Raw genomic sequence first — 13,338 nt, 5'->3', positions numbered from 1 at the left:
TACCAACGCGGCCAAGATATCTCGGATCTCGGTGGTCTCGATACACCCGACTCGGCTAACGCCTCGCCGGCCACTCGACCAGCGGTGAAGGCCGATGGTCGAGTGCCGATCACCGATCGCCGGGGGTACCTCCCACCGATGGTCGAGTGCGCCCGACGAGCGCAGCGAGACGCGCGCGTATCGAGACCCCGCAACGCGAAATACCAACGCGGCCAAGATATCTCGACCGGCCAACGCCTGGAGCGCCCCTCTAGGCCAGCTCGATCAATTCCTGATACTCATCCGACCAATGATCTTCAGTGCCGTCGGGCAACAGAATTACCCGTTCGGGTTCCAGCGCAGCCGCTGCGCCCGGGTCGTGGGTAACCAACACCACGGCGCCAGTATATGAGCGCAACGCGTCGAGCACCTGTTCTCGCGAAACCGGGTCGAGGTTGTTGGTTGGCTCATCGAGCAGAAGTACGTTCGCAGCCGATGACACCAGGCCCGCCAACGTAAGTCGGGTCTTCTCGCCGCCGGACAGCGTGCCGGCCGGCTGCTCGAGCTGCGGACCGGAAAACATGAACGCGCCCAACAGACTTCGCAGGTCCTGCTCCCCCGCGTCGGGTGCCGCATGGCGGATGTTCTCCCACACGCTGGCCATGTCATCGAGGGTGTCGTGTTCCTGCGCGAAGTACCCAATCTTAAGCCCATAACCGGGTTCTAACGTGCCGGTATCCGGTTTCTCCACGCCCGCAAGGAGTTTCAACAGCGTAGTCTTTCCGGCGCCATTGAGCCCAAGGATGACGACGCGGCTGCCCTTGTCGATCGCCAGATCGACGCCCGCGAAGATTTCCAGCGAGCCGTACATCTTGGTGAGATTGGACGCCATCAACGGAGTCTTGCCGCATGTCGCAGGCTCCGGGAACCGTATCCGCGCAGTGCGATCGGCGACGATATCGTCGTCCAATTCGTTGAGCATACGGTCGGCGCGCTTAAGCATCTGTTGTGCCGCAGTCGCTTTGGTCGCCTTGGCACCGAGCTTGGCGGCCTGTACCCGCAGCGCGCTCGCCTTCTTCTCAGCATTGGCGCGTTCGCGTTTACGACGCTGTTCGTCGGTCGCGCGGGCGTCGAGATAGCGTTTCCACCCCATGTTGTAAATGTCAGCTTCGCCGCGCACCGCATCGAGGAACCACACGCGGTTAACGACGTCGGCGAGCAGTTCAACGTCGTGGCTGATCACCACGAGTCCGCCCTCGTGGTTGAGCAGGAAACTGCGCAGCCAGCTGATGGAATCGGCGTCGAGGTGGTTGGTCGGCTCATCAAGAAGGAGCGTCGTGTCGGACTTACCACTGCCGTCGGAAGCGGCAAAGAGTATGCGCGCCAATTCAATTCGACGTCGTTGACCACCCGACAACGTCGAGAGCGGTTGCGCCAGTACGCGATCGGGCAGGCCGAGGCTGTTGCAAATACGCGCCGCGTCCGATTCCGCGACGTACCCCCCGAGGGAAGAGAACCGTTCCTCGAGCTGACCGTATTTGCGAATTGCCTTGTCGCGAAGCTTGTCGTCGGCCGTCTCGGCCATCAACGCTTGCTGCTTCTCCATATTGCGCAGAATGGAATCGAGGCCGCGGGCGGACAAAACCCGATCTTTGGCCAGAACCGAAAGGTCACCCTCCTTGGGGTCCTGCGGGAGATAGCCGAGTTCGCCGTGACGCACGATAGTTCCTGCGTAAGGCTCGGTCTCCCCCGCCAGGATGCGCAGTGTAGTCGTTTTTCCGGCGCCGTTGCGCCCGACCAGCCCGATCCGATCTCCCGCTGCGATGCGCAGCGCAGAACCGGGCGCCGACAGCAAGGTGCGGGCGCCCGCGCGCACTTCGAGGTCAGTCGCGGTAATCACGACGATTAATCCTACCGGCGAACAGCGTAAATAGCCGATTCGTGCTGGCAGGTAGGCTAACCGACATGCCTGTTGACCGCGATCTCCTCGTCGTCGGAGCAGGCCCCGCTGGTCGGGCGCTGACCTTCCGCGCCGCGCGGGCCGGCCTACGGGTAATACTCGTCGACCCCGCCCCAGAGCGACCGTGGCGAGCCACCTACGGTGCCTGGACCGACGAATTGCCAACCTGGCTCGATCCCGGCTGCGTAGCGGCCGCTGCCGCCTCGGCGGTCGTCTACACGCCTGGCCTACGGGTTATCAAACGCGGTTACACCATCCTCGACACCGCCGCGTTGCAGGAAAAGCTGAGTGGCGGCGGTGAGGTAATCGCCGCGAGCGCCACATACGTCGGCTCGCGAACAGTGACGCTCGACACAGGCGAAAGCCTGACTGCCACAACGGTTATCGACGCTCGGGGTAATGCCAGGGCACGCCCTGGTACACCCCGGCAGACCGCGGTCGGCGTACGACAGCACACCGACGTCCCGGAAATGGTCGTGATGGATTGGCGTCGCCCCACGGCAGCAGATGAGGGGACCTTCAGCTATCGAGTCGCCGTCGGCCCGTCCGTCGAACTGGTCGAAGAGACGTGCCTTGCCGGTACTCCGCCCGTTGACACCATCCGGCTCGCCGCGTTGTCTGCGGCCCGCACCGAGGCGAGAACGCCAGATATCAGCGGAGCGGACCCCGATGTTGAACTGGTCGACTTCGCGTTACTTCCCGCTGTGGATCCACCGTGGCGACGTCGAGGCGACGATGCACTGCGATTCGGTGCGGCAGGCGGCTTGATGCATCCCGCAACCGGCTACTCGGTTGCGGCGACACTTTCGGCGGTCGACACGGTCGTCGCGGCATTGTCCGAAGGACGAGACGCACACACCGCGCTATGGCCGATGGCGGCGCGGACCGTCTACCAGTTACGCGCCATCGGATTGATCGCGTTGCTGGATATGACGCCCGCGGAATTGACCCATTTCTTCGACACGTTCTTCGCGCTACCGGTCGCCGCGCAGCACGCATACCTTTCGTCGCGGGCCGACGTCGCCGGAGTTGTCGGCGCGATGTTGCGAATATTCGTCGCATTGCCGTGGCGAGCGCGCGTGCGTCTTGTCCGACGATTCGTCGGCGGCACTCTCGCACGTGCATTTGCGCGAATGACGTGAACACCCCGATGACCTGCGTTCGGCACCCCACGGCGGCTGACCTGCTGATAGCGTCGTCGGGGTGTCGAAAGATCCAACCGAACTCCATGATCTGCTGGCGCATTCCGAGCCGGAGCGCACCGCACGAACGACGTTGCGCACGACGCCGTTCGGGAGCTTGCGGTACGACATATTCGGCGATGGGGCTATCCGCGATGATGGCCGGACTCCGGAGGCGACCAGCGCTGTCGAGAATGCTCGGCGTCTCGCCGATGAGGGTCGGCTAGCCGATGCCATCGCCACCCTGAACAAGGTCGGCGAGACCGCGCCGGGAAATGTGGATATCGCACGGACCCTCGGTGTGCTACACGATATCGCTGGCGATACTCGCAACGCGCGATACTGGTATCGACAGGCGATTGCTCTCGACGGTGACCTACACAGCATCGTCGCGCTGGGATCACTATTCGGACGGGCCGGCCAAACAGCGGACGCACTCGAGTTGCATTCCTACGCTTGGGACCACCGCGCGGGCACATCCCCAGAGGATGACAAGCTTATCTGCGAGAGCTACCTGGCTTCGGTTGCGCGAACTTTCGACGCGGTAGGTCTGCGCGACGCCGCGGATCTTTGCATCCTGAGCCATGGGACAGACCCAGTCTTCTTGTACTACATGGCTTTTGGGCATCTTCTCGAATCCCATACCGAAGATGCGCGTCGTATCGTCGCTGCGGCACTTACCGAACTTTCACCCGATGACCGGCTTGCTCAGCCGTTTCTGGATCTACGGGCGCGCATCAATGGGCTGAGCACAGTTACGACGGCCCCCGGCACCGCACCCACACCACCTCCACGCGAGGTGCATCTGGATGTATTCGAACTCAATGCTCTTGTCGCACATCATCTTCCGCCACGCGGCGAGCACGGCATCGCAACTATCCGCGCCGATTTCGGCGAACTGCGTTTCGACCTCCATGGTCCACGGGAGGTATACGGAACGTGGCCCGACCACGTTGACGCAATCTACGCGACGATCCAATCGGCCGAACGCGCCTTCTCCTACCAGCTCTATGACGACGCGGTCGAGATCATCACAGACATGCTGCGCAGTTCGCCGGATTTTATGCCTGCCATCCGTTTGTTGGCCGATAGCTATGCGGCACAGGGCAATTACGCGGAAGCCGACTACTGGATCAGGCAGTACATCGCGTATGCGCAGCGACTTGAGGGCGTCTACGCGTTGAGCACAGTGCTTCGACAAGTCGGTCGCCGCGACGATTCACTGTGGCTGCTGGACTATCTCTGGCATAGCCGTATAGAACTCGACTCGGCGGTCGGCATTCAAGTGGCTCGCGATCTGCTCTGGATGCTCTCCGCTGAACCTGAGAATGGTCGGCTGATGGTGTCGATCGGTGAGCGCGCGGCGACCGAATACGGTCGCGATCCGTGGATCGATTTCTATCGTGGGCTGGGCTACTTATTTGTCCGACGCATCGTCGAAGGCGTGGACGCGCTACGAACACTGCTGACCTATGTCGGCGCGAATGACGAATTGCGTCGTCGTGCGGAAACCTTGATCGCCGAACACAGCTGACAATGAGAGCGTCCTGTCCCTGAAAACCGCACCACACCACCGCTCCGGGGCATTGTGCCCTCGGAGGCCTAGTTACGTGCGGTTTCCGGACGGACCGACTGTAGTATCACCAATATGACTTTCAATATGGGGGACGTCGCACCGATCAGCCGCCAGCCGTTCCCGGCGCTAACGGCGCCGCAGGCGGTTGCCTATGCCTCCCTCGCCGACGTAGAGGCAATGGCCAAAGAAGCCGCGCGGCGCCATATTCGGACTCCGCAATATCTCCTCATACCGATTTCGTTCGCCGTCATCGTGTGGTCCATCACGGCGCACGATGACCCAATTGCCGCCCTCGTCGTCGCGGTCTGTTTTCTGCCGATCTACGCCGGGTTGTGGTTCCTGATCGCGCCGCGCACCATCGTGCCGACCTTCTCCGCCCTACTCGCTGGTGACTGCACTAGCGCGAGCTACACTTTCGCCGCGTCATTCGACGCGACCTCGATGGATATCGCGACACACGAGGTCTCAATTACTCGCATGCAATACCACTCGATCAAGCACCTCTACATCTTGAACACCGTGGTCCTCGTACGGGCCGACGCGCGGGTGCTGTTCGTCTTTCCGCGCGCGCTACTGTCCCCGGAAACCGTCAACCGTCTTCGTACGGCGGGCGTCCGGATTCACTCCTGAAAACCGCACAACCCCACTGCCCCGAGGACACTGCGCCCTCGGCCACCCGACCTCGTGCGGTTTTCAGGGGATATCCTCGACGACCAAGTCAGCGTTCACCGCTGCGCCGGCCATAACTCCCGCCCCCGACGACACCGACACCATCGCGCTTAGGTCGGCGATATTGCCCGCGGCCCATACGCCGTCGATAGCCGTCTTACCCATCGGCTCGGTCTCAACGAAATGCCCCATCGGATGCTCGGTGACCTCGCCACCCAACCACTCGTAGACCTCCGCTCTCGCTTCGAATTTCGGCCCGACGACGACGGCATCGAGCGGATATGTCGTGCCATCCGCCAGCACAACCGCACTCACCTGGGTACCTTCTCGATCCAGTCGGGCAACCTCACCGTCAACAACCGTAATACCCAGAGCGGCAAGCTTTTTCAATGACTCGTCGTCAGGAGTGGCGGTATGCGCGAAGACAGTCACGTTCTCGCTCAACTGATTGAACAACAGCGCCTGATGCGTCGCCATCGGACCCGTCGCGAGAATGCCGATCCGTTGCCCACGCACCTCATAGCCATGGCAGTACGGACAGTGGAGCACCGTCTTTCCCCAACACTGCGCCACGCCATCGACGTCAGGCAGAACGTCGACGAGCCCGGTCGCCAGGATCACCCGACGAGCCGAGATCTCTGTTCCCGACGCCGTGACGATCAGGAACCTATCCGCAGCTCGACTCGCGGCGGTAACTTCGTCGTCAAGAAAGCGAACCCCGTACGACTGGGCCTCCGCGCGTCCCGCAGTGATCAGCTCGCGCGGCGAAATCCCCTCGCGCCCAAGAACATTGTGGGCATGATCCGATGGCGCGTTACGCGGCTGCCCCGCGTCGACCACGACGACCGACCGCAATGATCGCCCGAGTGCGATAGCTGCACCGAGCCCGGCCGATCCGCCGCCAATGACGACGACGTCGACGTGATCAGTACTCAAATTATTGGAAGTCATGTTCATTACTCTAGCGCCACCGTGCCCCAAGCGCATACACTCTTGCGTATGAAGCAAGAATCGCCAGTCGTCGACCTCGACGTCGTAGTCAGACAGCGCATCAGAAGCCTTCGAGTGGCACGCGGTTGGTCGCTCGACACTCTCGCGGCGCGTTGCTTTCTCAGTCCCTCGACTCTCTCGCGGCTGGAAACCGGCCACCGCCGCATCGCGTTGGATCAACTTGTTCCCATCGCGCGGGCGCTTGGCACCTCGATCGATCAACTCGTTGAGCCGATCGACGACACCGATGTCGTCATCCGTCCCGAGCCTCAGCAATGGCCCGGGCGAACCACCTGGATCCTCTCGCGCGACCGCGCGGTCAACGGAGTAACCGTCGCCAAGATGCGGATCGAACCAACGCCGCCAGAGTCCGACCGTATGCGCGTCCACCCCGGCCACGACTGGTTTACCGTGCTGTCCGGGACTCTCCGGCTGCGCCTTGGTGAACGAACCATCTTCGTGGAAAGCGGCGATGCCGCCGAATTCTCCACAATGATTCCGCACTGCCTCTCCGCCCACGAAGCGACGACGGAAGTGCTCACGATATTCGACCGCGAGGGCGAGCGCGCCCACCTACATACATCGGCGGACGAGAACGACTAGACCTCGTCGGCCGACTGCTGTTCGGCGACTGCCTTCTCGACATCGAGATCGACGACCTGGCTCACCAGCGATTCGAGCGCCTGCGGAGGTAAAGCGCCGGCCTCGTTGAACACGAGATAGCCCTTCTTGAACACCATCAGGGTGGGGATGGACCGAATATTCGCCGCCGCCGCGAGTTGCTGCTGCGCCTCGGTGTCGACCTTGCCGAAAACCAGATCGGGATACTTCTCCGAGACGCGCTCGAAAACGGGACCGAACTGCTTGCAGGGACCGCACCATTCGGCCCAGAAATCAACGAGAACAATGTCGTTGTCCGCGACGGTCTGATCGAAGGCTTCACCGGTCAGTTCAATAGTTGCCATGCTCGGTCCAACACATGCTGAACCTGATTTGTTTCGTCAGACGGTAAAGCCCAGCGCACGAAGTTGTTCGCGACCGTCGTCGGTGATCTTGTCCGGCCCCCACGGCGGCAGCCAGACCCAGTTGATCTCCATGTCGGTACACAGCCCGCTGGCGACCAAGACCGAACGCGTCTGGTCCTCGATGACGTCGGTCAGCGGGCACGCAGCCGAAGTCAGGGTCATGTCGATCTTCGCGACGGCATCGTCGGTCACGTCGATACCGTAGACGAGGCCCAGGTCGACAACGTTGATACCCAATTCCGGGTCAACGACGTCACGCATGGCCTCTTCGACGTCATCAACGAGTGGCAACGATGTCGCGACCGGGGCGGGTGGCGACGTCGGTGGGGGTGTCTCGCCGACCGCCGCGACCGTCTTCTCATCCGCGGTCTGCTCGCCGACCGTATGTTCGCTCAAAGTCTCTTCGCTCATGCCGATTCCTCATTCACGTCGCGGTCGAGATGTACTGCTTGACTCAGTGCATCCTTGAATGCCATCCATCCCAGCAGCGCGCATTTCACTCGCGCGGGATACTTGCTCACACCGGCGAAGGCTACGCCGTCACCGATGATTTCGTCATCACCTTCATCGGTTCCCCGCGAGGTCATCATCGCGTTGAACGAGTCGATGGTGGCCAGCGCCTCGTCAATCGGAAGCCCGACGATCTGGTCGAACAGCACCGACGTCGACGCCTGCGAAATAGAGCAGCCCTGTCCGTCATAGGAGACATCGGCAACGGTGGAGTTATTGTCCGAGAGGGCAACTCGCAGAGTTACCTCGTCGCCACAGGTCGGGTTGACATGGTGGACCTCCGTGGCGAAGGGGTCACGTAGGCCTCGACCGTGCGGGTGTTTGTAGTGATCGAGGATCACTTCCTGATACATCTGTTCCATCCGCATCGGTCACACCGTCCCAAAGAAGTTCTGCGCCTTAACGATTGCCGCTGCAAGCGCGTCAACTTCGTCGACCGTGTTATACGCCGCGAAGGACGCGCGCGCCGTCGCCGCCACACCGAACCGTCGATGCAACGGCCAGGCGCAGTGGTGCCCCACGCGGATGGCGACGCCTTCGTCGTCGAGAATCTGTCCAAGGTCGTGAGCGTGGATGCCGTCGACGAGGAAAGATACTGCGCCACCACGGTTTTCGGCAGTCGCCGGTCCAACGATTCGTAGACCATCGATCTCGCTCAGCGCCGCCAACGCATGCTCAGTCAATGAATGCTCGTGTGCGGCGATGGCCTCCATGCCATAGCTCGTCAAGTAGTCGACTGCCGCACCCAATCCGACGACCTGTGACGTCATCGGCACCCCGGCTTCGAAACGCTGCGGCGGTGCGGCGTAGGTGGAGACTTCCATCGTGACGGTTTCGATCATCGAGCCGCCAGTAATGAACGGCGGAAGTTGTTCCAGCAGAGCGGCTTTGCCGTAGAGCACACCGACACCGGACGGCCCGAACATCTTATGCCCGGAGAACGCCGCGAAGTCGACGTCGAGTGCACGGAAATCCACCGCCATATGCGGCACGGACTGGCACGCGTCGAGTACTACCAACGCTCCGACCGAACGGGCACGCCGCACGAGTTCGGCGACATCGGCGACCGCCCCGGTGACATTCGACTGATGCGTGAACGACACGATTTTCACGGTGTCGTCCAGCTCGAGCGAATCGAGATCGATACGACCGTCGTCGGTCACCCCGTACCACTTGAGAGTCGCACCGGTCCGACGGCAAAGTTCTTGCCACGGAACCAGATTCGCGTGATGTTCCAGCTCGGTGATAACTACCGTGTCGCCGGCACCGAGTGCTTTGCCGCCGAAGATCGACGCACTGCGCTCGTCGCCCAGGGTGTAGGTCACCAGGTTCAGCGACTCGGTCGCGTTCTTGGTGAACGCCAACTCGTCGGCCGTCGCACCGACGAAAGACGCAATCGATTCGCGCGCATGCTCGTACGCGTCGGTTGCTTCTTCCGCGAGTTGGTGCGCGCCGCGATGCACCGCGGCGTTATGGGTGACGAGGAAGTCCCGCTCGGCATCGAGGACCTGAACCGGTCGCTGCGACGTCGCGCCGGAATCGAGATACACCAACGGCTTGTCGTCGCGCACGGTGCGCGACAGGATCGGGAAATCCTGCCGCAATCGCGCGACGTCGAGCGCTCGCGTGGTGTCGGTGGCGATGCTCATGCGTGCCTCCCAGCGGTGGGTAACTTACTTCGCGACTGCGGCGCCGGCGAAGCGCACGTAGCCGTTCTCTTCGAGTTCGTCGGCCAATTCGGGACCACCCGATTCGACGATCTGGCCGTTGACGAAAACATGCACGAAATCGGGCTTGATGTAGCGCAAGATCCGCGTGTAGTGGGTGATCAGCAGAACGCCACCGTTCTCCCGGTCTTTGTAGCGGTTAACGCCTTCGGAGACGACCCGCAAGGCGTCAACGTCGAGGCCGGAGTCGGTCTCGTCGAGAATCGCGATCTTAGGCTTGAGCAGGTCGAGCTGCAGAATCTCGTGACGCTTCTTCTCGCCGCCGGAGAAACCTTCGTTGACGCTGCGTTCGGAGAACGAGGGATCAATCTCCAACTCGTTCATCGCTTCCTTGGTTTCCTTAACCCAATGTCGCAGCTTTGGCGCCTCGCCGCGGATCGCGGTAGCGGCGGTCCGCAGGAAGTTACTCATCGACACGCCGGGAACCTCTACCGGGTACTGCATGGCGAGAAACAGTCCGGCGCGGGCTCGTTCGTCGACCGACATCTCCAGGACATCTTCGCCGTCGAGGGTGATCGTTCCGCTAGTGACTTCGTATTTGGGGTGACCGGCGATGGCGTAGGACAGAGTCGACTTACCCGACCCATTAGGCCCCATAATCGCGTGTGTCTCACCGGATTTCACGGTGAGATTTACGCCCTTGAGGATGTTGATCGGCTCGGCGTCGGCGTCGGTCTGCGCGACGTTGACGTGTAGGTCGCGGATTTCCAGAGTGGTCATAGGTGGTTCTTCCTTGGGCTGTTAGGTTCTGGGATCTCGATACGGCCTCGGCTAGCGCCTGGGCCTACTCGATCGGCGGGTGGGGTCGGCGGGTGGGCTCGACGCTTCAGGCGCCGGCCGACTCCAGTTCGGCTTCGACGGCGGCGGACAAGCGCTCGCGCAGGTCGGGTACCCCGATCTTGGCGATGATCTCGCCGAAGAACCCGCGAACTACCAGGCGTCGGGCCTGATCTTCCGGAATACCGCGCGCCTGCAGGTAGAACAACTGCTCGTCGTCGAATCGTCCAGTCGCGCTCGCGTGTCCGGCGCCCACGATCTCGCCGGTCTCGATTTCCAGGTTCGGAACAGAGTCGGCACGTGCACCGTCGGTGAGCACGAGGTTGCGGTTGAGCTCGAACGTGTCAGTGCCCTCCGCCTCCGGACGGATAAGCACATCGCCGATCCACACCGTGTGTGCTTCACGCGCACGGTTACTCGGATCACCTTGCAGCGCACCCTTATACGTCACATGGGAGCGGCAGTTCGGCTGACTGTGGTCGACCAGCAGGCGCTGCTCGAGATGCTGACCGGCGTCGGCGAAGTACAGGCCGAGCAATTCGGCGTCGCCGCCGGGGCCGTCATAGTGCACGACCGGCGCAAGACGGACCAAGTCGCCGCCGAGGCTGACGGCGAAATGCCGTATTACCGCGTCACGTTTGAGTAGTACATGGTGGGCCGCGACGTGCACCGTGTCGTCGGCCCAGTCGTGGACGTTGACCACGGTCAGGTGAGCCGAGTCGCCGACGATGAATTCAATATTCTCGCCGTAGGTTCCGCTGCCCTTCTGGTCGATAACCACGACCGCCCGCGCGAACGCCTCCAGCCGGATCTGCAGATGACCGAACGCCACCTCGTCGACGCCGGGACCGTCGATGGTGACGGTGATGGGATCGGCGACCTCAATCTCACGTCCGACGGTCACGACAGTCGCGGACGTGAACGACGAATACGATTGTGCGGCAACGCGATCGAAGGGCGCGCCACCTTCGCCGAGACGCTCATCGGAGCGCTCGACGGTCTCGACGGTCACACCGTCGGAAACACCCTCGACGCTGACGGCGGCGTCGGCGGTGCGAACCGCCGAGCCGTCGTGAAGTCCGCGCAGACGACGGAACGGGGTGAATCGCCAGGCCTCTTCGCGGGGACTGGGTACCTCGAACGCGTTGACGTCGAAGGAGGTGAACATCTCCCCCTTATTCGTCACGACGCCGGGGTGGTTGGTTTCATTCGGCCCGCTCGACTCGACGGCTTCGGCAATATTCTCTGCGGCACTCATTTAGCCGACGGACCCTTCCATCTGCAATTCGATCAGGCGGTTCAACTCGAGCGCGTACTCCATCGGAAGCTCCTTCGCGATGGGCTCGACAAAGCCGCGCACCACCATCGCCATCGCCTCATCCTCGGTCAGTCCGCGACTCATCAAGTAGAAAAGTTGATCGTCGGAGACCTTCGACACGGTGGCCTCGTGGCCCATCGTCACGTCGTCCTCGCGGATATCGACATACGGGTACGTGTCACTACGACTGATCTGATCCACCAGCAGCGCATCGCATTTCACCGTCGAACGGCTGCCGTGCGCACCATGGTTGATCTTGATCAGACCGCGGTAGGACGCACGGCCACCGCCGCGGGCCACCGACTTGGAGATGATGTTGCTCGACGTGTTGGGCGCGAGGTGAACCATCTTCGAACCGGTGTCCTGATGCTGACCCTCACCTGCGAATGCCACCGAGAGCACCTCACCCCTGGCGTGCTCGCCGGTCAGCCACACCGCCGGGTACTTCATGGTGACCTTGGAGCCGATATTGCCGTCGACCCACTCCATTGTCGCGCCGGCTTCGGCCTTCGCGCGCTTGGTGACCAGGTTGTAGACGTTGTTCGACCAGTTCTGAATGGTCGTGTAGCGGCAGCGGCCGCCCTTCTTGACGATGATTTCGACGACGGCCGAGTGCAGCGAGTCGGTCTTGTAGATCGGTGCGGTACAGCCTTCGACATAGTGCACATAGGCACCTTCGTCGACGATGATCAACGTCCGCTCGAACTGCCCCATGTTCTCGGTGTTGATGCGGAAGTACGCCTGCAGCGGAATGTCCACGTGCACACCCGGCGGCACGTAGATGAACGAGCCACCCGACCACACCGCCGTATTGAGCGCGGAAAACTTGTTGTCGCCAGCCGGAATCACCGTGCCGAAGTACTCCTGGAACAGCTCGGGATGCTCACGCAACCCCGAATCGGTGTCGAGGAAGATGACACCCTGCTCTTCGAGGTCTTCGCGGATCTGGTGGTAGACAACCTCAGACTCGTACTGCGCGGCGACGCCGGCGACGAGGCGCTGCTTTTCCGCCTCGGGGATGCCGAGACGGTCATAGGTGTTCTTGATGTCCTCGGGCAGTTCTTCCCAGGACGTCGCCTGCTTCTCGGTCGAACGCACGAAATACTTGATGTTGTCGAAGTCGATGCCGTCGAGATCGCCGCCCCAGCTCGGCATCGGCTTACGATCGAAAATCTTCAATGCCTTGAGACGCTGGTCCAGCATCCATTCGGGCTCGCTCTTCTTCGCCGAAATGTCTTCGACGACCGCGTTGGACAGACCGCGTTGCGCGCTGGCACCGGCCTCGTCGGAGTCGGCCCAGCCGTAGCCGTAATTGCCCAGTGACGCGATGGTCTCTTCCTGGGTCAATGGCTCTGCATTGGGTGCCGTAGTTGGCACCGTGGGGTCGGTCACCGTCATGGCAATGCCTTTCTTTTCGGTTTCGACGCGGGGGCTGTCGCGACGAGTGGGCGAACTATTGCTTTCGTGCTCAATCCGCGCGGGACAGTGGCACATTCGTGGTGCAGGCGCAATCACCGTTGGCGATGGTCGCTAGGCGCTGGACATGCGTACCGAGCAATTCGGTGAACACCGCCGTCTCCGCTTCGCAGAGGGCCGGGAATTCAGCGGCCACATGAGCTACCGGAC

Annotated in this window: 14 protein-coding genes and 1 pseudogene; 4 read left to right on the top strand and 11 right to left on the bottom strand. The window is 62.0% G+C overall.

Features of this window, described 5'->3' with window-relative positions; all coding sequences use genetic code 11:
* Both GOEFS_RS23700 and GOEFS_RS20355 read right to left on the bottom strand, forming a co-directional pair.
* A partial coding sequence (locus GOEFS_RS23700; RefSeq protein ID WP_040525769.1) for a hypothetical protein occupies window positions 1–234 on the bottom strand: 234 nt, incomplete at its 3' end.
* A 16-nt stretch (window positions 235–250) separates the two neighbouring features.
* The gene (locus tag GOEFS_RS20355; protein ID WP_007319845.1) at window positions 251–1,879 is read right to left on the bottom strand and encodes an ABC-F family ATP-binding cassette domain-containing protein; all 1,629 of its coding nucleotides are present in this window, start codon (window positions 1,877–1,879) and stop codon (window positions 251–253) included.
* Window positions 1,880–1,944: 65 nt separating this feature from the next.
* Between GOEFS_RS20355 and GOEFS_RS20350 the strand changes: the two genes are divergently transcribed.
* The 3 genes from GOEFS_RS20350 (at window position 1,945) to GOEFS_RS20340 (ending at window position 5,326) form a co-directional block, all read left to right on the top strand.
* The gene (locus GOEFS_RS20350; protein WP_007319844.1) at window positions 1,945–3,081 is read left to right on the top strand and encodes a lycopene cyclase family protein; all 1,137 of its coding nucleotides are present in this window, start codon (window positions 1,945–1,947) and stop codon (window positions 3,079–3,081) included.
* Between the two features lie 61 nt (window positions 3,082–3,142).
* Window positions 3,143–4,654, top strand: coding sequence for a tetratricopeptide repeat protein (locus GOEFS_RS20345; protein ID WP_007319843.1), 1,512 nt, complete (start codon window positions 3,143–3,145; stop codon window positions 4,652–4,654).
* A 114-nt stretch (window positions 4,655–4,768) separates the two neighbouring features.
* A complete protein-coding gene (locus tag GOEFS_RS20340) occupies window positions 4,769–5,326 on the top strand; it encodes a hypothetical protein (RefSeq protein WP_007319842.1) in 558 nt (185 codons plus the stop codon).
* 63 nt (window positions 5,327–5,389) lie between these two features.
* On the opposite strand, the gene GOEFS_RS20335 is transcribed toward GOEFS_RS20340, so the two are convergent.
* Complete coding sequence (locus GOEFS_RS20335) at window positions 5,390–6,316, bottom strand: NAD(P)/FAD-dependent oxidoreductase (protein WP_007319841.1); 927 nt, start codon at window positions 6,314–6,316, stop codon at window positions 5,390–5,392.
* A gap of 48 nt (window positions 6,317–6,364) precedes the next feature.
* Between GOEFS_RS20335 and GOEFS_RS20330 the strand changes: the two genes are divergently transcribed.
* Window positions 6,365–6,958, top strand: coding sequence for a helix-turn-helix domain-containing protein (locus GOEFS_RS20330; RefSeq protein ID WP_040525767.1), 594 nt, complete (start codon window positions 6,365–6,367; stop codon window positions 6,956–6,958).
* Here the strand turns inward: GOEFS_RS20330 and trxA are convergent.
* The 8 genes and pseudogenes from trxA to GOEFS_RS22985 form a co-directional block, all read right to left on the bottom strand.
* Window positions 6,955–7,320 (bottom strand): thioredoxin, encoded by a 366-nt coding sequence (gene trxA, locus GOEFS_RS20325; RefSeq protein ID WP_007319839.1) that lies wholly within the window; start codon window positions 7,318–7,320, stop codon window positions 6,955–6,957. The two genes, GOEFS_RS20330 and trxA, sit on opposite strands and share 4 nt — an antisense overlap.
* Window positions 7,321–7,356: 36 nt before the next feature.
* A complete protein-coding gene (locus GOEFS_RS20320) occupies window positions 7,357–7,791 on the bottom strand; it encodes a metal-sulfur cluster assembly factor (protein WP_007319838.1) in 435 nt (144 codons plus the stop codon).
* Window positions 7,788–8,258, bottom strand: coding sequence for a Fe-S cluster assembly sulfur transfer protein SufU (sufU, locus tag GOEFS_RS20315; RefSeq protein ID WP_007319837.1), 471 nt, complete (start codon window positions 8,256–8,258; stop codon window positions 7,788–7,790). Before sufU ends, GOEFS_RS20320 begins: the two co-directional genes overlap by 4 nt.
* A 3-nt stretch (window positions 8,259–8,261) precedes the next feature.
* Entirely contained in the window at window positions 8,262–9,539 is a 1,278-nt protein-coding gene (locus tag GOEFS_RS20310) for a cysteine desulfurase (RefSeq protein ID WP_007319836.1), read from the bottom strand.
* 24 nt (window positions 9,540–9,563) lie between these two features.
* Window positions 9,564–10,337, bottom strand: a complete 774-nt coding sequence (gene sufC, locus GOEFS_RS20305; protein WP_007319835.1) for a Fe-S cluster assembly ATPase SufC — start codon at window positions 10,335–10,337, stop codon at window positions 9,564–9,566.
* Window positions 10,338–10,443: 106 nt separating this feature from the next.
* Window positions 10,444–11,562, bottom strand: a complete 1,119-nt coding sequence (sufD, locus tag GOEFS_RS20300) for a Fe-S cluster assembly protein SufD (protein ID WP_245549920.1) — start codon at window positions 11,560–11,562, stop codon at window positions 10,444–10,446.
* A gap of 90 nt (window positions 11,563–11,652) precedes the next feature.
* Window positions 11,653–13,110, bottom strand: a complete 1,458-nt coding sequence (sufB, locus tag GOEFS_RS20295; protein WP_007319833.1) for a Fe-S cluster assembly protein SufB — start codon at window positions 13,108–13,110, stop codon at window positions 11,653–11,655.
* A gap of 70 nt (window positions 13,111–13,180) precedes the next feature.
* Window positions 13,181–13,338, bottom strand: a pseudogene (locus tag GOEFS_RS22985) (transcriptional regulator); the annotation flags it as partial.

It is taken from the genome of Gordonia effusa NBRC 100432 (assembly GCF_000241305.1).
GTDB classification, from domain to species: Bacteria; Actinomycetota; Actinomycetes; order Mycobacteriales; family Mycobacteriaceae; genus Gordonia; species Gordonia effusa.
The sequence above is the reverse complement of the archived record's forward strand: the minus strand, read 5'-3'. Positions and strand labels throughout refer to the sequence as shown.